We start from the raw sequence: 16,851 nt of genomic DNA, 5'->3' as shown, positions 1-16,851 counted from the left end.
CCTGCCCCGCCTCCTCCCCTCCAACTCTCCCGGAGAGCGCACCTCCATGTCGATCACCTCCACGGCGCCCGCCCTCACGCTCCCCGCGGCGTACGGCAGTTGCCCCTACGACCCGCCACCCGCCTACCTGGAGGCGGCGGCCGAGCGGCCCCTCACCCGCACCGTGCTCCCGGACGGCTCACCGTGCTGGCTGATCACCGGCTATCAGGAAGTCCGAGCCGTCCTGGCCGACGCCCGCTTCAGCGCCGACGCCCGCACCCCCGGATTCCCCTTCCTGTCCCCGGGCCAGCGTCAACTGGCCACCGCCAGGCCGAGCTTCATCCGCATGGACGACCCCGAGCACGCGCGGCTGCGGCGCATGGTCACCAAGGACTTCCTGGTGAAGCGCGTCGAGGCGCTGCGACCCGGCATCCAGCGCATCGTCGACGACGCCATCGACCGCATGGTCGCGAAGGGGGCCCCCGCCGATCTGGTCGGCGACTTCGCGCTGCCTGTGCCCTCCCTGGTCATCTGCCTGATGCTCGGTGTTCCGTACGAGGACCACGACCTCTTCCAGTCCCTGAGCCGCACCCTGCTCGACAACGACACCACCCACGATCAAGCCACGCACGCGCACCACGAGCTCATGTCGTACCTGGCCCGACTTGCCGCACAGAAGCAGCGGCAGCCCGGCGACGACATCCTCAGCAGGCTCGTGGCACGCGACGACCTCACCCCGCAGGAGACCGCCTCCTTGGGTTTCCTGCTCCTGGTCACCGGCCACGAGAGCACGGCCAACATGAGCGCGCTGTGCGTCCTGGCGCTCCTTCGTGACCCTCGGCAGGCCACGCTCCTGCGCGAGAGCCCGGAGCTGATCCCCGCGGCCGTCGAGGAGCTGCTGCGCCATCTCACCATCATCCATCTGGGTCTGGCCCGCGTGGCAAAGGAGCCCGTGGAGATCGCGGGAACGTCGGTCGCCGCCGGCGACGGGGTGATCTGCATGCTGTCCACCGCCAATCGGGACGAGGAACTGTTCGCGCCGGACGGCTACGCCCACGGCCGCACCGACGCCCCCGCCCACCCCTCTCAACTCGACCTCACGCGCGACGCGCGCCGCCATCTCGCCTTCGGTTTCGGCGTCCATCAGTGCCTGGGGCAGCCGCTGGCCCGCGCCGAGCTGCAGATCGTCCTGGAGACACTGCTACGTCGGCTGCCCGAGCTGCGGCTCGCGGTGCCGGAGGACGAGCTGGAGTTCAGCACCAAGAGCATCGTGTACGGGGTGAGGTCTCTGCCCGTCGCCTGGTGAGCCTGAGCCCCGCGTCCGCCCTGACTCCTCCACGGCCCCGCGGCCCGGACGCCGGTGACGAGGCCTTCCGCGGCGAATGACAGGCTGGCCATCCGCATCCACGAGGAGAGGTCGGCCCGAGCACCTATGGACAGCAGTGCCCCCAGCGCCTTGGAACGTGTCGCCGGTCACCAGCAGCGGTTCGACGTGTCCTTCGCGAAGTACTTCGCCGAACTCTCGGGTGACCTCAATGGCGCGCAGCTGGGCCGGTTCGCGCCCCGGTGTCTGGAGCTGCTGGCGCAGTTGTCGCTACGCGGCGGGAAGCGGATCCGGGTCGCCCTGCTCCACGAGGCGGCGGGCCTCGTCACCAGGGAGGAGGTGCCGGGTCTCGCGGAAGCCGCGCTGAGTCTCGAGCTGCTCCACAGCCACGCGCTCGTCCTCGACGACATCATGGACGACTCACCGATGCGCCGCGGTGGGCCGTCGACGTACTACGCATGCCGCGAAGACCTCCCGGACCACCCGCAGGCCGCGCTGGGACTGGCCATGATGACCGGTGATCTCGCCGGTTTCCTCGCCCTGCGCGTCCTGTTCCAGGCCGACCTGCCCGCCGACCGCAAGCAGGCCATGCTCGATGTGCAGCTCGAGGTGACGACCGACACCGTCATCGGCCAGGTCCTCGACCTCGAACGTGATGTGACCTCCTCAACCGATGAGGAGCTCCTTGAGACGGTGTGCGAGTACAAGACCTCCCGCTACACCATCCTGGCCCCCTTGCGCCTCGGCCTCCTCGCCGCGGGCCAGGATCTGGCGCCGCACGAGGAGAGCCTGCGCCGCTACGCCCGGCTGGTGGGCCTCAGCGGCCAGATGCGCGATGACTACCTCGACCTCTTCGGCGACCCCGACGTCACCGGCAAGCCGACGGGCGCCGACCTGCGGGCGGGCCGCCACACCTACGCGACCCGCGAGCTCCTCGCCGCCACCGGCGGCGACGATCACGACACCGTGCGGGCCGCCCTCGGCAGCCCGCACTGCACCCCGGATACGATCGACCGCGTCCGTGACATCGCCCACCGCCACGACGTCCACACCCGCCTCCAGACGGCCATCGACCGCAACGCCCGAGCCGCGTCGGCCGAAGCCGCCTCCTGGCACCGGCACTGGAACGAAGAGGCCGTCGGCGTCTTCGAGCAGCTGCCCCTGTGGGGCACCCGCAGAAATCGCTGACCGACCGACACGCGGGGGGACGGACTACGACTGCCCCACGTCGGCGTGCAGCGGGTCGTGGTCCGAGTACTGGGTGAGATGCACCCCGTGGTCGACCGGGACGAAGCCTCGCAGGAAGACGTAGTCGAACTTGCTGCGCCAGTCGGTGGTCGGCTCGCACGTGCCGGTGGCCTTGGGGCCGCACCCGGGGTCGGCGTCCGTGGCCAGGCCCCACATCCCGGTGAGTTCGGGGGTGTCCGGCTCCGCGTTGAAATCGCCGAGAACGATCACGCGGTCGTGCCGGGCGACGGCCTTGGCGAGTACGCGGGTCTGTTTCGCTCGGACCGCTTCTTGACGTCGCTGCGCCAGGTGCGTGTTGAAGACCCGGACAGGGTGGCCGTCCACGAGGGTGGTGACTGCCATGTACCCGCGGTCCTCGGATCCGCCGTCGGGGTATTCCTCGTTCACACGGTCCGTCATCGGCGCCGCCGAGAGGATCGCCTGGCCGAAGCCGCCCGGGTTCCACGGAACTCCCCCGCAACGGCTCCAACTCTGCAGCACCGAACCGTACTTGACGTGGTATTCGAGCCCGTACAGATACCGCAGATGATCGCGGATCCGCTCGACGTCACGCACGCACGCTTCTTGCAGGCCGACGACCTGGGGCGCGTACGAGGCGATCTCCGCCGCCCGGCCGACGTTGAACCCGCTGGCGTTGCAGGGGTTGCAGATGTTCCACGTCATGACCCGGTTCGGTACGAAGTCTTTGGGGGCGTCGGCCGGCAGCGGCTTGGCGACGCGAGCGCCGTCCGGAGTGCTGGGGCCGATGAGCGCCATGCAGGCCACGATCAGAGCGCCCACGAGCAACCGCACGCCGGTTCCGGTCACCATCTCCTCCTCAAACCCCCCTCAGAGCGGGGACACACGGCATCACATGAGATCTTCCCCCGTACGAGATTATGGGACGGGTTGTCTGCGGCACGTGAGGGGCAGGGAGGCAGTGGGCGCGTACAGCTCGAACGCCGCCCACTGCCCTACCGGCGGGAGCCCCCTCAGCTGCGCTGGGCGCGGTCGTACACCTTCTTGGCCGTGGCGCCCCACACCTCTCCGTACATCTTGGTCGGAGTCAGGGAGTCCAGCGAGCTGTTGACCGAGACAAGGACGCCCTTGCCGGTGGTGGCGTCGAAGTCGGCCAGCCACGGGCCGCCGCTCGACCCGCCGCTCATGTCGCACGGGATGGCCTGCGTGCCGTTCTCCTTCTTCGCCGTGCCGACACAGCGCAGGAGTTCCTCGCCGAGTTGCGGGCGGGTGGCGGAGTAACCGAAGGAGGAGACGGTGCCACCGACGGGGCGGTTGAAGGCGATGGCCTGGGAGCCCACCACGTCGGTGAGCTTCTTGCCGTTCTTGTCGCTGTCGACGGCCAGCGCGGACATGTCGTTGGTGGAATCCGTCTCCCAGGTGCGCGGGGCGGCGGCCGAGCGGACCGCGAACGCGCCGTACGGCGCCTTGCCCTTGCTGTAGGCGGGGGCGAACACCATCGAGAAGTTGGTGTTGCCGGGCGAGGAGCCCCGGCGCACGCAGTGGGCGGCGGTCATCACGGCGGAGCGGTTCTCGCTCTTCACGGCGGTGGCCGTGCACCAGGTGTCGGCGCCGTTCGCGTTGACGAAGAACAGCCGCCCCACGCTCTTCAGGGTGGTGCCCCGCCACGGCTTGGCCTTCGGTCCGGTCGGGCCGAGGTCCACCGACTTCCCGACGGCCTTCATACGGGCGGGCGTCCAGTAGGTGAGGGCTTCCTTGCGTTCCTGAGCGGTGTACTTCAGGACTGATACCGGGTCCGCCGCGGCGGCCTGCGCCTGGCCCGTCAGGGATGTCGCCGGGATCGGGGCGGCGAGGACGAGGGCCGTGGCGGTCAGGGCGAGTCCCGTGGCGCGGCCTCGGAGGCGACGGCTCGTGGAAGGAGTGGATGTCCCGGGCATGGTGGAGATCTCCTCGATGGTGGCGGCACACAACGGACGCGGGGCTGTCGGTCCACCCCGAGAGAGACGAGAACCGCCGGTTCGGTTGGGGCTGTTGACGTTCTGTGACACACGGCGTGCCGTTGCGCGCATCGCTCGGGGAGTCGTTCGCCCGGGTGCGGGTGGAGCCGGTCAGCGGTGATCGAGACGGGCAGGGGCAGGGGTGGGCGCGGCATCGGTGGCGTCGCGTCCCTGCGGACGGGCCGCGTCCTGATGGGCCTCGTCCGCAGGTTGCGGGCCGGTGGGTTGCGGCGCGACATGTTCCGGCGCGGCGGGCTCCGGCAGGGAGCGGAACAGCAGCCAGCTCAGCGCGGGCATCACGATCAACGGCGCCAGAGCGGTCCGAAGGGATGCCGCGTCGGCGATGCTGCCGATGAGGGGACTGACCAGACCACCGATGCTGACGGTCAGACCGAGCGTGATCCCGCTGGCGGTGCCGATGCGGGAGGGCAGGTAGTCCTGCCCGAGCGTGACCTGGAGCGAGAACGGTACGTACAGACCGGCCGAGGTCAGCGCCACGAACAGGTACAGCGCCGGGCCTGGTACGAACACCACGCCCGCGACCCAGCCGACCGAGAGCAGGTACGACCAGCGCGCGACGGTGACCCGGTCCCAGCGGTCGGCCATCGTGCCACCCAGGACGGAGCCCACCGCGCCACCGAGGTAGAGCACGAACAGTGCCGCGGTACCCGCCGCCGTACTGCCGCCCATGCGCTCCTTGGCGAACAGGGCGATGAAGGTGCTCAGTCCGATGAACGCGATCGACCGGCACACCACGGCCAGCGACAGCTTCACGAACGATGCCCTGTCGTCGGCCCTGTCCGGCGGCGCCGGCCTGCCCCCGGCAGCCTGCCGTTGCCGTTCCTGCTCCAGCGCGCGCAGCACGGGCAGGCACAGCACGGCGCCGACGAGCGCCGGAAGCGCCAGCAGCGGCGTCAGGCGCAGTCCACCAGTGGCGACGACAGCGGTGACCATGAGCGGGGCCACCGCGAAGCCGAGGTTGCCGCCGAACGAGAACCAGCCCATCCCCTTGTTGCCGCCCCGGCCGGCGATCCGGGCGACCCGTGCGGACTCGGGGTGATAGGCGGCCACGCCCACCCCGGACACCGCCACGAACACGAGAGTCAGCGCATAGGAGCCGCTCACCCCGCTCAGTGCGATGCCCGCACCGCCCAGCAGCGTGCTGACCGGGAGCAGCCACGGCATCGCCCAGCGGTCGGTGAGGAGGCCGAACACCGGTTGGGCCACCGACGACAGGAGGGAGGCGGCGAGCACGATGCCCGAGACCGCGGCATAGCTGTAGGCGCGCTCGGCGACGAAGAACGGCACGAGGGACGCCACGGCGCCCTGGTAGACGTCGACGCAGGCGTGCCCGGCGGACAACAGAGTGATCGGTGTATTTCTTCGCACCCCGTCATGGTCGACGCCGCGGCCCGTGTCGCACTTCCGATAATCTGCCAGACGATGACGAACATCCGCCATGAGCCGGTCGCCCCGACCCGTACGCAGTCGCTGGCATCCGGGGCCGCGATCGGCACCCACCGTCATGACGACCACCAGATCGTCTACGCGGGCCGCGGAGTCCTGGCCGTCACCACCAACGCCGGTTCGTGGGTCGCCCCCGGCACCCGTGCCATCTGGATCCCCGCGGGCACCGCTCATGCCCATCAGGCCCACGGTGAACTCGAACTGCACCTGGTGGGACTGCCGGCGACGGAGAACCCGCTCGCCCTGGCGACGCCGACCGTACTCACGGTGGGTCCCCTGCTGCGCGAACTGATCGTCGCCTACACCCACTCCCCGGCCGACGAAAGCCCCGAACGGGCCCGCCTGCGCTCGGTGTTGCTGGACCAGCTGCGGGCCTCGCCCCAGGAGCCGCTGCACCTGCCCACACCGACAGCGCCGCTGCTGCGGACGCTGTGCGGCATCCTGGGCGCCGACCCCGCGGACAGCCGCACCCTCATGGAACTGGGCCGCGAGGTGGGGGCGAGCGACCGCACCCTCTCCCGCCTGTTCCACAGCGACCTCGGCATGACGTTCCCGCAGTGGCGCACCCAACTGCGGCTCCACCACGCGCTGATCCTGCTCGCCGAGCACACGCCCGTCACCGCGGTGGCGCATCTGTGCGGCTGGTCGTCCGCCAGCGCGTTCATCGACGTCTTCCGCCGCACCTTCGGCCACACACCGGGCGCGCACTCGAAGGGCTGAGCCGCACGCAGTCGGCCCAGCCGCGACTACGGAGCCGCCGTCTTCTCCTGCTGCCGGCGCACCAGCTCGGTGATCCAGGTGGGCGCGAAGGGAGACGTGCAGCCCGGGGACGTCGGATAGTCCTTGAGCACCTCCAGACGCTCACCGATGTCGATGGCACGGGCGCGGTGCTCGGCGTGCTCGATCCCGATCTGGGCCAGGCAGTGGTTCATCGCCCACTGCAAGCGGTCCGGGGCGTCCTTCATCTCCGCCTCGATGACGTCGAGCAGACCCACGAGGTCGAGGCCCTCGGGCTTCTTCGCCACCCGTTCGGTGGTCAGCGCCCAGCCGGCGCTCGCCACCACCGTCTCCGGATCGGCGGACCAGGCCAGGCGCAGTTCCTCGGCATGCGCGTTCTTCTTCACCACGTAGTTGACGAGCCAGTCATGCACCTTGGGTGTACGCGCGTCGCGCAACATGGCGTCCAACTCATCACGCCCGAACGCCTTCGGGCGGCAGATCAGGAGCGCCAGCAGTCTCGCCGCGGTGTCCCACGTCTCCCAGAGCCCGCGCGCGAGTTCCTGCTGCGTCTTCAGCCGCTTCGCGAGGGCGCGCAACTTGCCGAGGTTCACACCGTGATCGTCACCGTGCCTCTCGTTCACCTCACGCACCTTCGGGTCCTCAAGCGCGGCCAGCTCGGCCATCACCTCGGCCACCGTCGTCTCGGCCACCTCAGCCTCCTGTCCGCCATGTGTGGCATATGCGGGATTCAGCCTACGAGGGAAGCCCTGAGGCACGGGGCCGAGGTCGCCTTCGATGACGGTCCGGACGACCTGGGGCCGGTCCCGGAGGGCCAGGAGTTCGTTGGCGATGGCCACGCGGGCAGCCGTCCTGCAGGGGATCAGCGCTGGCGCACGGGGCGTACGACGATCTCGTTGACGTCGACGTCGGACGGCTGCGAGAGGGCGTACGAGACGGCGCCCGCGATGGCTTCGGGGCCGATCGTGTGGGCCCGGTAGGCGCGCATGGCCTCGGCGGCGCCGGCCTCGGTGATGGTGTCGGCGAGTTCGGTCTCGACCACGCCCGGTGAGACAGTCGTGACCCGGACCGAGGGGTCGGACTCCTGGCGCAGGCCTTCGGTGATCGCCCAGGCCGCGTGTTTCGTGCCGCAGTAGACGGCGCCGGTCGGCACGACCTCGTGGGCGCCGACGCTCGCAACCGTGACGAAGTGACCCGCGCCCTGCGCGGCGAACACGGGCAGCGCCGCGGCGATCGTGTGCAGCAGGCCGCGTACGTTCACGTCGATCATCCGGTCCCACTCGTCGACGAGTAGGGAGTCAAGACGCGACAGGGGCATGACGCCCGCGTTGGCCACGAGGACGTCGACGCGTCCGTAGAGGCGGCGGGCGCCCTGGACGAAGTCCTCGACGTCCGCGCGGTCCGTCACGTCCAGCCGTACGGGCTGCAGGCTCCCGCCCGAGTCGGCGGCTGCCTCCGCCGTGCTCTTGACCAGCGCCCGCAGGCGATCGGTGCGGCGCGCACCGGCCACCACCTGATGTCCCTCCGCCACGAGTCGTGCGGCGACGGCGGCGCCGATGCCGCTGCTGGCGCCGGTGACGAGGACGACCTTGCGGTCGGCCGACGCGGCGTCGCCCGGCTGCTCAGGTGCGCTCTGTGCGCTCTGTTGCTGTGTGGTCTCTTGTTGTGTGGTCCGTCGCTGTGTGGTCATGGCCTCGACACTGGCCCGGCCTCGGTGCCCGCGGGAGAGGCGGAGTCCTCCTGGGTGCAGCACACCCAGGATGCGCGGCGGGCACGGGCCTAGCATGGCGGGCATGGCACGCTCAGAGCTCGGCGCCTACCTGACCGCCCGGCGCGCCGACGTCACCCCGGCCGACGTGAACCTCCCCGCCACGGGGCGCCGCAGGGTGCCGGGGCTGCGGCGCGAGGAGGTGGCCCTGCTCGCCGGGGTCAGCGTCGACTACTACGTACGCCTGGAGCAGGGCCGGGAGCGCACGCCCTCCGCGCAGGTGCTCGACGCCTTGGCCGCAGCCCTGCGACTGCACGAGGACGGGCGCCTGCACCTGTTCCGGCTCGCGGGCCTGGGTCCACGCTCCAGGGCCGCCGCCGTGGCCGACCGGGTCGAGCCGAGCCTGCTGGCGCTCATGGACGCCTGGCCGCACAACCCGGCCATCGTCTACAACCGCGCGTACGACGTCCTTGCGTCCAACACGATCGCCGACGCGCTCTTCCACGGCTGGACGCACTCGCACAATCTCCTGCACGTCGTGTTCACCGACACGGCCGCCCGTGCCTTCTACCGCGACTGGTACGAGGTCGCGCGCAACTCCGTGGCCGGGTTCCGGCTGGGCCACGGCGCGGCGCCCGACGATCCGCGGGTGCGGCAGGTGCTCGGTGAACTGCTGGAACAGAGCCCGCAGTTCGCCGACCTGTGGGCCCGTAACGACGCCCGCGGCAAGGCGCTCGCACACAAACGCTTCGAGCACCGCGACGTCGGGCCGCTGACGCTGACCATGCAGACCTTCGACGTCCGCGCGGCCCCGGGCCAGGAACTGGTCGTCTATCACGCGGAACCGGCCTCGCCCAGCAGCGAGGCACTCGCACTGCTCGGCTCGCTGGCCGCGACGTCCCGCCGGGAGCCCTGAACTCCGCTACGTCAGGACCAACCACGTGCGGCCGTCGATGAGGGCCCGTGCCGCGTCGAGGTGGCCCGCGTGGCACGCGGTCTCGGTGATGACGTGCAGCAGGACGTCGGTCACCACGACAAAGGATCTACGAACAGGCATGCCTCGCATAGGGGTTGCCGCCCGGCGCTACAGATTCCGCACCTCGGCGTCGGGGAGCTTCGCCCACCAGTGGTGGTACCGGCTGTAGACCGCCCTCTCGCGGTCGCCGAAGAGGGACTTGAGGGACTGGGCCTCCTCGGCGAGCCCGTCCCACGTGGCGCGGGACAAGGCGTGGAAGGCCGTGGCCTCGACACCGCCGTCCACCGGACGCCACACCCCCGCGACATGGCCGTCCACCAGCAAGGTGGGCAGTACGTCACCGTTGCGCCGGATCACCCAAGGGCGGTAGTGCGGAGGTATCACCCGGGCACGGTCGGCGTAAGCCAGCAGCGTGCTGTCCCACATGGCCATGAGGCGGGGAGGCGCAGGGGTTTCGGCGGGCGGCCGGGAGGCTCCCGGGAGGTCGAAGAGCACCTCACCGTCCGGGCCCTGGAGCCGCTCGACCGCATCGCCCAAGCCCAGGAGCGCCGCGCGGACCGGCGTCCGCTGCACCATGGCGAACTGCGCCACGTCGGCGACCGAGGCGGGCCCGAACCCCGCCAAGTAGCGCAGGATCAAGGTCCGCAGCGCCTGAGGATCCGCCGTCCGGCCCGTCGGCACGGGCCCGCTCGGGGCTGCGACGAAGGACGGCCGGTGACCGAACGACCAGGGCGCGTCCGTCGGAGCGTGGTGCAACGGCGCGTACCCCTTCAGACCCCACCAGGCCCCGTCCCTCTTGTCGGCACCGAGCCGCTCCTCCACCCACGCCTGCATCTGTGCCGAGGTCCTCGGCCCGCGGGCGAAGTCCAGCAGCTCCGGCACCAATGCGTCGGCGTCCGCGGGGCTCAGTCCCGCCTCGGCGAACCGGGAGCCGAGCCGTGAGGCATACAGCGTGGGCTGCATCGCCGCACGAAAGGCGGGATAGTCCTCGGCGTGCACGGCGTGCAGCGTGATCCGCATCAGGGTCGCCTTGACCATGGACCCTTCGGTGAACGCGGCGTCGAGCGCGTCCGCCGTGAACCCGGAGAGCCGGTTCCACAGGGCGAGGTACGGCGAGGCCGGGTGCTGCGCCTGCAGCGCGACCACTCGCCGCACTCCCTCCTGGACGGACAAGGGCTCACGCTCCAGCAGCAGTTGGCGGCTGAGGGTGGCCCGGTTGAGTTCGCGCGCGCTGATCGTCACAGTCCTGGATTCTGCCCTGCCCGCACTCCTTGGACCTCTTGGACCTCGTATTCCAGCTGCGCGGATCGACTGAGCACGCGTGACGACATGAAGATCACCTGAGTACGCGTACCCACCCCTTCCCGGGTATCCGCGCCCATCCACCCCGCTCCCCCGCTGACATAATCTCGCCACATGCCCGAGGAGACCGCACCGCCCAGCACCACCACGTCCACGACCACCGCCCCGACGGACACGGCCACCACCCCGCCCCGGACAATCTCCACCCCCTCCCTCCTCGGACGCATCGGATGCGGCTGTGTCTCACTCGTCGGCCTCGTGGTCCTCGTCGTGGCCGTCCCGCTCATATGGAGCTCGTCCGGGTCGACCGACTATCCCCGGGTCGCACCCAAGGAGATGGGCGACCGCGCCTTCCAGCGTTCGCAGGAGGCGTACGACGTCCTGGGGTTCACCCGCAGGGTGGAGCCAGGGGGCGAGGACATCGGCGTCAGCACGCAGAACACGTTCAGCACCGACTTCTGCTACGACGGGGGCTTGTTGGGCCTGGAGGACAAGACGGTCGACGGCGCCTATGCGATGAGCCATAGCTGGGCGCTGGATCACGTGCCCGCGAGCCGGGCCGTCTCCGGCCTGCGCCGGCTGCACAAGGAGCTGAAGGACGACGGCTGGAACGTGACGTCCTACCGCAAGGGCACCAGGGGCGGGGACTGGGACCTGTTCGTCAAACGGGACGACGGGGACGAGCGGATGTCCTTCACCTGGTACGCGGACCGGGAGTACTTCACCGGCGGCGCGAGCGTTCCCTGCGCCTACGACCCCGAGTGGAAGAGCGGCGACACCGGCCCACCCGCTGACCAGGAAAGCCCACGCGTACTCGGACCCACGTAGTGGTTGGTCAGGTCTCCCGCTCCTGCCGCTCGTCCCTGTTCGAAGTGACCGACCGCGACCCGGCGAGCTCGTCGAAGAGCAGGGCGCAGTCGCCGATCTGCCCCGTGCGGTAGGCCACGCGCGCCACCAGATGCGCGGCGACGGGGTTGGTGAGGAGCTGGAAGAACACGACCAGAGCGAGCGTGCCCAGGTCGGCCCACGAGCGCAGCCGCAGCGCGACGCCCGCGGTGAGCAGGAGGATGCCGAGCGTCTGCGGGTTGGTGGCGGCGCTGCTCCGGGCGAGGACGTCGGGCAGGCGCAACAAGCCGATGACACCGGTCAGGCACACCAGGGCGCCGACGAGGAGCATGGCCGCGCCCGCGAGGTCGGCCACGTCGTGCCAGGCGGTCATGGACCCTCCTCGGGCGGGGCGGGACTCGGGGCCGGGCGCGGAGTGGGGCGGTCGCGTACGGCGATGAAGCGAGCGATGCCCACCGAGCTGGTGAAGCCGAGGAAGGCGATCACCAGCATGATCGACAGGTAGTAACGGGTACGGGTGGAGGCCGCCTGTACCCCGATCCCGGCCACGATCAGTGCCGCGGCGACATCGACGCCCACCGCACGGTCGAGCATGGACGGGCCGCGCCAGATACGGATCAGCAGGAGTGCGCACGCGAGCAGGATCACCGTCAGGGCGGCGTCGAGCAGGATGTCGTCCACGGAGGTCACCGCTGGGGATCCTTTCGCGGGGGAGGTTCGTCAGGATCGGGAGGAGGTGCGGGCGGCACCGGCCCGGGGTCCACGGCGACGCGCGCGATCTCGGCACGCGTACCGAAGGCCCGCACGACCAACGCCTCCAGGCGCCACGCGTCGCGCCGGGTGCGGCGCACCGCGTCCGGGTCGTCGGCGTCGGACATGTGCAGATACAAGGTGGCGCCGTTCACCTCGACCAGGGCGCCGCCGGGCACGCAGGAGACGGCGACAGCGGTCGCGGCGGTCATCAGGTCGGTGCGGCACCGCAGTTGGACGGCGATCACCGCGGCGGGTCGCCTGCGGCCGCCCAGGGCCTGGCGCGTCACCGTGACGCTGGAGGCCACCATGTCGTACACCAGATACCCGGCAAGGCGCATGATGCCGAGCGGACGCAGGCGCAGGGCGAGGTCGACGGCGGGCAGCGGGAAGACCAGGCACAGCGCGATGGCGACCAGGACGCCGCTGACCAGATTCCCCCAGGTCGGCCCCGACCACAGCAGCATCCAGATCACCGTGAGCCAGGCGATCAGGGACAGGTCGAGGCGGCGGCGCGGGCGACGCGTGGGGTCGGCGGTGCTCACGGGCCGAGCACCGCCGTGATGTACGGGGTCCTGGCCAGGATTTCGGCGGCCGAGCGGTCGGCGAGACCGGCCAGGGGCGTGGCGAGCACGGTGTAGGACAGCCCGAGCAGCACCGCGCCGATGGTGGCGCCGATCATCACACGCGGCACATGGACCGTGGTGCGTACGCAGGCGGTGGCCGGGGCGACGACCACTGCGCCGGTGTCGCCGATGCCGCCGAATCCTCCCGTGACTCCCGCTCCCTCACTGCCTCCAGTGCCTACCGTGCGCACGATGCGTACGGAATCCCCGTTGTCGTCCACGTCCTCCAACACAGTTCCTTCCAGGGGGAGTTGCGAGGGCGCGGCCCGCCAGAACGCCAGGTTCCACACCTTGACCATCACGTACAGCGTCAGGAGGCTGGCGACGGCGCAGGCGCCGAGCAGGACGTACGCGGCGATCCCGCCGTCCGCCGCGCCCGCCCGCATCAGCCCCAGCTTGCCGAGGAAGCCGGACAGCGGCGGGATCCCCGCGAGGTTCATGGCGGGCACGAACCACAGCGCGGCCAGCAGGGGCGCGGTCCGCGCCGCACCGCCCAGTCGCGTCAGGTCCGTTGTGCCATACCGTCTTTCGAGCAGCCCGGCGGCCAGGAACAACGTCGTCTGTACGGTGATGTGGTGCGCCGTGTAGACGATGGCGCCGCCGATACCGCCCCGGCTGCCGAGCGCGAGCCCGAAGAGCATGAAGCCGATGTGGCTGACCAGCGTGAAGGACAGCAGCCGTTTGAGGTCGGTCTGGGCCACCGCGCCGAGGATGCCGATCAGCAGGGACGCACAGGCCACGGCCATGAGCAGGGCGGAGAGCCGGTTGCCGGGGAACAGCAGGGTCTCGGCGCGCAGTATGCAGTACACGCCGACCTTGGTGAGCAGCCCGGCGAAGACGGCCGTCACCGGGGCGGGCGCGGTCGGATAGGAGTCGGGCAGCCAGGCGGCCACCGGGAAGGCGGCGGCCTTGACGCCGAACACGGTGAGCAGCAGCGCCTCGATCAACGTCCGTACGCCGAGCGGCAGTTCGGCAAGCCGTACGGCGAGCTGCGCGAAGTTGGCGGTGCCGCAGGCCGCGTAGGCGACCGCGATGCCCGCGAGGAACACCAGCGAGGAGACGAGGGAGACGACGACGTAGGTCGAACCGGCCCGCAGGCGTGGTTCGGTGCCGCCCAGCGTGAGCAGCACGAAGCTGGCCATCAGCATGATCTCGAAGCCGACGTAGAGGTTCACGAGGTCGCCGGCGAGGAACGTGAGCGACACCCCGGAGACCAGTACCAGGTAGGCGGGGTGGAAGACGGCGATGGGAGCGCGTTCCTCGCGGTCGACCATGTCCTGGCCCAGCGCGTAGACCAGGACGATGAGGGTGACGGCGCCGGAGACGGTCAGCATCAGCGCGGCGAGCCGGTCGGCGACCAGGGTCACGCCGAGCGGCGGGGCGAAGTCGCCGAGGTGGACGACGAGCGGGCCGCCGCGGTCGGCCTCGACGAGGAGGACGATGTCGACGGCGAGGACGGCCGTCAGGACGCCGATGCCGATCAGCCGGTGCAGCAGGCGCAGCCGGGGCCCGATGAACAGGCTCAGGCCGCAGGCGGTCAGCGGCAGCACGACGGGCAGCGGGACGAGGGCGTTCACCGGGGGTCGTTCTCCTGCCGTACGGGGCTGAGCGTGCGGGGCGGATCCGCGCCGAGGATGTCGTCCCACAGGTCGCCGGTGGCGTCGCGGGCGCGGGCCTGGAAGGCACGTTCCGCGCGCACCCTGCGGCGCTGCTCGCGGCGTTCGTCGCGCCAGGCGCGCGGCCCCTCGTCGCGGTGCAGTTCGCGCAGTTCGGCGCGCTCCTCGGCGATCTCCGCGCGCAGGACGACGCGCCGGTCCTCCACGTCGTCGGGCACGAAGTCGGAGCCGGTCAGCTGGCTGCTGCGGTAGATCATCGCGAGGACGAACGCCGTGGTGGCGAGGGTGATGACGACGGCGGTCAGGACGATGGCCTGGGGCAGCGGGTCGGTGACGCGCGCGTAGGCGACGCCCGGGTACAGGAGCGGCGGAGCCCCGGCGCGCCCGGTGGTGGTGAGGACCAGCAGATTGATGCCGTTGCCGCACACGATGACCCCGATGAGCACCCGGGTCAGGCTGCGGGTGTGGATGAGGATGCCGCCGACGGAGGTCAGGACGACGGCGCAGATCAGCAGGGTCAGGCTGACGGTCACCGGTCCTCCGCTCCGGCGAGCGCGAGCCCGGCCTTGCGCTCGGTCTGTTGGTCGATCTTCGATCCGAGTGCGCGGACGACGTCGAGGACCACACCGAGCACCAGCAGGTACACGCCGAGGTCGAAGAGGACGGCGGTGCCCATGTGCCAGTCGCCGATCAGCGGCAGGTGTCCGTGCCACGTCCAGGCGTGCAGCACCGTCCCGTCGGCGAGACCCGTGAGCGCGACGCCTGTCGAGAGGGCCAGGCCGAGCCCGGTGAAGAAGCCCGGGTGGACCGGGGCCGCGGCCTCCAACTCATGGCGTCCGCCCGCAAGGTAACGGATCATCAGGGCGACGCCCGCGACGAGCCCGCCGACGAATCCGCCGCCCGGCAGGTTCTCCGCGCACAGCAGCAGGTACACCGAGAGCATCAGGATCGGGTGGAAGACCAGGCGGGCGATCACCTCGAAGACGACCGAGCGGTGTTCGGGTGCGAGCGTGTCACCGGCCATCAGCCAGCTGCGCTCCGGCGCCGTCCGGCGGAATTCGAGGGGCACCTGGATGGCAGGAGACGCCGTCGACCAGGCGGTCACCCCGCCGGGCAGCGCGGGTGGCGTTCCGGGAGCCGGGCCCTGCCTGCGGTGCACGTACAGCAGGCTCGTCACGCCCAGGACGGCGACGGCGAGTACGGCCGACTCGCCCATCGTGTCCCAGGCGCGGAAGTCCACCAGAATCGTCGCGACGACGTCCTTCAGGCCGTGGTGCGCGGTCTCCACCGTCATGGCCGCCCCGGCCGGATCCGCCGTCCGCGCTGCCGCCCCGAGCCATACCGCGCAGGCGACCACGACGCTGCTGGCGAACGCGAGCAGGAGACTGGCCGTGCCGCGCCACGACCTCGCCGTCTTCCCGAAGTGCACCGGCAGCCGCCGCAGGACGAGGACCAGGACCACGGTCGACACGGTCTCCACGCCGAACTGCGTGAGCGCCAGATCGGGAGCGCCCTGGACGACGTACAGGAGCGCCGTGCCGTATCCGGTCAGGCCCGCGAGCACGGCCGCCTTCATGCGGCGCTGCACGGTCAGGCACATCAGGGCGCAGGCGCAGGTCAGCGCGGCGACCCCGGCCTGCCACGGGCTGTCCCAGACGCGGGGCGCGGGAGCGCCGTGCCAGGGCCGGTCCACGACCAGGACCGCGACGAGCCCGGCGAGCATGACGCCCAGGACGGTGGCCACGTACGCGGGCAGCGATCCCTTCTGTACCGCGCCCGTCACCTGCAGAGCCGTCCGCTCCACACCGAGCACGGTCCGCCCGAACGCCTCGTCCGCCTTGGGCCACGCGAGCCGCCGCCCGAGCCGCACCGCCCCGCCGCGGCCCACGAACAGCGCCGCGCCGCCCGCCCAGGCGAGCGCGGACAGACCGAGCGCGGGCCCGAACCCGTGCCACAGCGCGAGGTGATAGGGGTGCGCGGGGACGGGATACTGCGCCGCGTACGCCTCGAAGAGCGGTGCCACCCACCCGATCCCCGGGCCGAGCAGCACGCAGGCGACGGCGAGCAACGCGGGCGGTGCGAGGAAGGCGGGGCCGACGCGGTGCACGGCGGTGTCGGCGAGCCCCGGCTTGCGGGCGAACGCGCCCCACAGGAAACGCAGCGTGTACGCGGTGGTGAGCGCGGAGCCGACCACGATCAGGGCGAGCACCCACCGTTCGGCGACGCTGCCGTGCAGGAGCGCCTCGAACGCGGCCTCCTTCGCCACGAATCCGAGCAGCGGCACCAGCGCGACCATCGACGCGCCCGCGACGACGG

The 16,851-nt window shown here is 71.1% G+C and carries 17 protein-coding genes and 1 pseudogene; 5 read left to right on the top strand and 13 right to left on the bottom strand.

Annotated elements, in window-relative coordinates; all coding sequences use genetic code 11:
* Positions 1 to 46 precede the first annotated feature (46 nt).
* Entirely contained in the window at positions 47 to 1,285 is a 1,239-nt protein-coding gene (locus ACFUPX_RS35785) for a cytochrome P450 (protein ID WP_383332338.1), read from the top strand.
* A gap of 126 nt (positions 1,286 to 1,411) precedes the next feature.
* Complete coding sequence (locus ACFUPX_RS35780) at positions 1,412 to 2,491, top strand: polyprenyl synthetase family protein (protein WP_383332336.1); 1,080 nt, start codon at positions 1,412 to 1,414, stop codon at positions 2,489 to 2,491.
* Positions 2,492 to 2,515: 24 nt separating this feature from the next.
* Here ACFUPX_RS35780 and ACFUPX_RS35775 read toward each other — a convergent pair whose 3' ends face one another.
* The 3 genes from ACFUPX_RS35775 to ACFUPX_RS35765 all read right to left on the bottom strand — a co-directional run bounded on the left by ACFUPX_RS35775 (position 2,516) and on the right by ACFUPX_RS35765 (position 5,895).
* Positions 2,516 to 3,361, bottom strand: coding sequence for an endonuclease/exonuclease/phosphatase family protein (locus ACFUPX_RS35775; protein ID WP_383332334.1), 846 nt, complete (start codon positions 3,359 to 3,361; stop codon positions 2,516 to 2,518).
* Between the two features lie 161 nt (positions 3,362 to 3,522).
* Positions 3,523 to 4,446: a trypsin-like serine peptidase gene (locus ACFUPX_RS35770; RefSeq protein ID WP_383332333.1), complete on the bottom strand. Its 924-nt coding sequence runs from the start codon at positions 4,444 to 4,446 to the stop codon at positions 3,523 to 3,525.
* A gap of 171 nt (positions 4,447 to 4,617) precedes the next feature.
* The gene (locus ACFUPX_RS35765; RefSeq protein ID WP_383332331.1) at positions 4,618 to 5,895 is read right to left on the bottom strand and encodes an MFS transporter; all 1,278 of its coding nucleotides are present in this window, start codon (positions 5,893 to 5,895) and stop codon (positions 4,618 to 4,620) included.
* 54 nt (positions 5,896 to 5,949) lie between these two features.
* On the opposite strand from ACFUPX_RS35765, the gene ACFUPX_RS35760 reads away from it, so the two are divergent.
* Positions 5,950 to 6,693, top strand: coding sequence for an AraC family transcriptional regulator (locus ACFUPX_RS35760; protein ID WP_383332329.1), 744 nt, complete (start codon positions 5,950 to 5,952; stop codon positions 6,691 to 6,693).
* 26 nt (positions 6,694 to 6,719) lie between these two features.
* Here ACFUPX_RS35760 and ACFUPX_RS35755 read toward each other — a convergent pair whose 3' ends face one another.
* The gene (locus ACFUPX_RS35755; protein ID WP_383332392.1) at positions 6,720 to 7,376 is read right to left on the bottom strand and encodes a DNA alkylation repair protein; all 657 of its coding nucleotides are present in this window, start codon (positions 7,374 to 7,376) and stop codon (positions 6,720 to 6,722) included.
* A gap of 197 nt (positions 7,377 to 7,573) precedes the next feature.
* Positions 7,574 to 8,401, bottom strand: coding sequence for an SDR family oxidoreductase (locus ACFUPX_RS35750; RefSeq protein WP_383332327.1), 828 nt, complete (start codon positions 8,399 to 8,401; stop codon positions 7,574 to 7,576).
* A 94-nt stretch (positions 8,402 to 8,495) separates the two neighbouring features.
* Between ACFUPX_RS35750 and ACFUPX_RS35745 the strand changes: the two genes are divergently transcribed.
* Complete coding sequence (locus ACFUPX_RS35745) at positions 8,496 to 9,335, top strand: helix-turn-helix domain-containing protein (protein ID WP_383332325.1); 840 nt, start codon at positions 8,496 to 8,498, stop codon at positions 9,333 to 9,335.
* A 6-nt stretch (positions 9,336 to 9,341) separates the two neighbouring features.
* Here ACFUPX_RS35745 and ACFUPX_RS35740 read toward each other — a convergent pair.
* Positions 9,342 to 9,449: pseudogene (locus ACFUPX_RS35740) on the bottom strand (DUF664 domain-containing protein); the annotation flags it as partial.
* Between the two features lie 54 nt (positions 9,450 to 9,503).
* Positions 9,504 to 10,637 carry a winged helix DNA-binding domain-containing protein gene (locus ACFUPX_RS35735; protein WP_383332323.1) on the bottom strand — a complete coding sequence of 378 codons (1,134 nt, stop codon included), beginning with the start codon at positions 10,635 to 10,637 and terminating at the stop codon, positions 9,504 to 9,506.
* A 174-nt stretch (positions 10,638 to 10,811) separates the two neighbouring features.
* On the opposite strand from ACFUPX_RS35735, the gene ACFUPX_RS35730 reads away from it, so the two are divergent.
* On the top strand, positions 10,812 to 11,525 hold the full coding sequence (locus ACFUPX_RS35730; protein WP_383332321.1) for a hypothetical protein: 714 nt from the start codon (positions 10,812 to 10,814) through the stop codon (positions 11,523 to 11,525).
* 7 nt (positions 11,526 to 11,532) lie between these two features.
* On the opposite strand, the gene mnhG is transcribed toward ACFUPX_RS35730, so the two are convergent.
* From mnhG to mbhE, 6 genes are all read right to left on the bottom strand, one after another.
* Positions 11,533 to 11,916 (bottom strand): monovalent cation/H(+) antiporter subunit G, encoded by a 384-nt coding sequence (gene mnhG / locus ACFUPX_RS35725; protein ID WP_383332319.1) that lies wholly within the window; start codon positions 11,914 to 11,916, stop codon positions 11,533 to 11,535.
* A complete protein-coding gene (locus ACFUPX_RS35720) occupies positions 11,913 to 12,233 on the bottom strand; it encodes a monovalent cation/H+ antiporter complex subunit F (protein WP_383332317.1) in 321 nt (106 codons plus the stop codon). The genes mnhG and ACFUPX_RS35720 overlap by 4 nt, the downstream gene beginning before the upstream one ends.
* A complete protein-coding gene (locus ACFUPX_RS35715) occupies positions 12,230 to 12,838 on the bottom strand; it encodes a Na+/H+ antiporter subunit E (RefSeq protein ID WP_383332315.1) in 609 nt (202 codons plus the stop codon). Before ACFUPX_RS35715 ends, ACFUPX_RS35720 begins: the two co-directional genes overlap by 4 nt.
* Positions 12,835 to 14,496, bottom strand: coding sequence for a Na+/H+ antiporter subunit D (locus ACFUPX_RS35710; RefSeq protein WP_383332313.1), 1,662 nt, complete (start codon positions 14,494 to 14,496; stop codon positions 12,835 to 12,837). The genes ACFUPX_RS35715 and ACFUPX_RS35710 overlap by 4 nt, the downstream gene beginning before the upstream one ends.
* The gene (locus tag ACFUPX_RS35705; protein ID WP_383332311.1) at positions 14,493 to 15,068 is read right to left on the bottom strand and encodes a Na(+)/H(+) antiporter subunit C; all 576 of its coding nucleotides are present in this window, start codon (positions 15,066 to 15,068) and stop codon (positions 14,493 to 14,495) included. The genes ACFUPX_RS35710 and ACFUPX_RS35705 overlap by 4 nt, the downstream gene beginning before the upstream one ends.
* Positions 15,065 to 16,851 (bottom strand): hydrogen gas-evolving membrane-bound hydrogenase subunit E (gene mbhE, locus ACFUPX_RS35700; RefSeq protein ID WP_383332309.1); only part of this gene is annotated, 1,787 nt, incomplete at its 5' end. The genes ACFUPX_RS35705 and mbhE, both read right to left, overlap by 4 nt.

The organism is Streptomyces sp. NPDC057302, assembly GCF_042667685.1.
In the GTDB taxonomy this organism is placed as follows: domain Bacteria; phylum Actinomycetota; class Actinomycetes; order Streptomycetales; family Streptomycetaceae; genus Streptomyces.
The sequence above is the reverse complement of the archived record's forward strand: the minus strand, read 5'-3'. Positions and strand labels throughout refer to the sequence as shown.

Coding starts and splice junctions, on each gene's coding strand:
- ACFUPX_RS35785 (WP_383332338.1), top strand. CDS start 47: ATGTCGATCACCTCCACGGCGCCCGCCCTCACGCTCCCCGCGGCGTAC.
- ACFUPX_RS35780 (WP_383332336.1), top strand. CDS start 1,412: ATGGACAGCAGTGCCCCCAGCGCCTTGGAACGTGTCGCCGGTCACCAG.
- ACFUPX_RS35775 (WP_383332334.1), bottom strand. CDS start 3,361: ATGGTGACCGGAACCGGCGTGCGGTTGCTCGTGGGCGCTCTGATCGTG.
- ACFUPX_RS35770 (WP_383332333.1), bottom strand. CDS start 4,446: ATGCCCGGGACATCCACTCCTTCCACGAGCCGTCGCCTCCGAGGCCGC.
- ACFUPX_RS35760 (WP_383332329.1), top strand. CDS start 5,950: ATGACGAACATCCGCCATGAGCCGGTCGCCCCGACCCGTACGCAGTCG.
- ACFUPX_RS35755 (WP_383332392.1), bottom strand. CDS start 7,376: ATGGCCGAGCTGGCCGCGCTTGAGGACCCGAAGGTGCGTGAGGTGAAC.
- ACFUPX_RS35750 (WP_383332327.1), bottom strand. CDS start 8,401: ATGACCACACAGCGACGGACCACACAACAAGAGACCACACAGCAACAG.
- ACFUPX_RS35745 (WP_383332325.1), top strand. CDS start 8,496: ATGGCGGGCATGGCACGCTCAGAGCTCGGCGCCTACCTGACCGCCCGG.
- ACFUPX_RS35730 (WP_383332321.1), top strand. CDS start 10,812: ATGCCCGAGGAGACCGCACCGCCCAGCACCACCACGTCCACGACCACC.
- mnhG (WP_383332319.1), bottom strand. CDS start 11,916: ATGACCGCCTGGCACGACGTGGCCGACCTCGCGGGCGCGGCCATGCTC.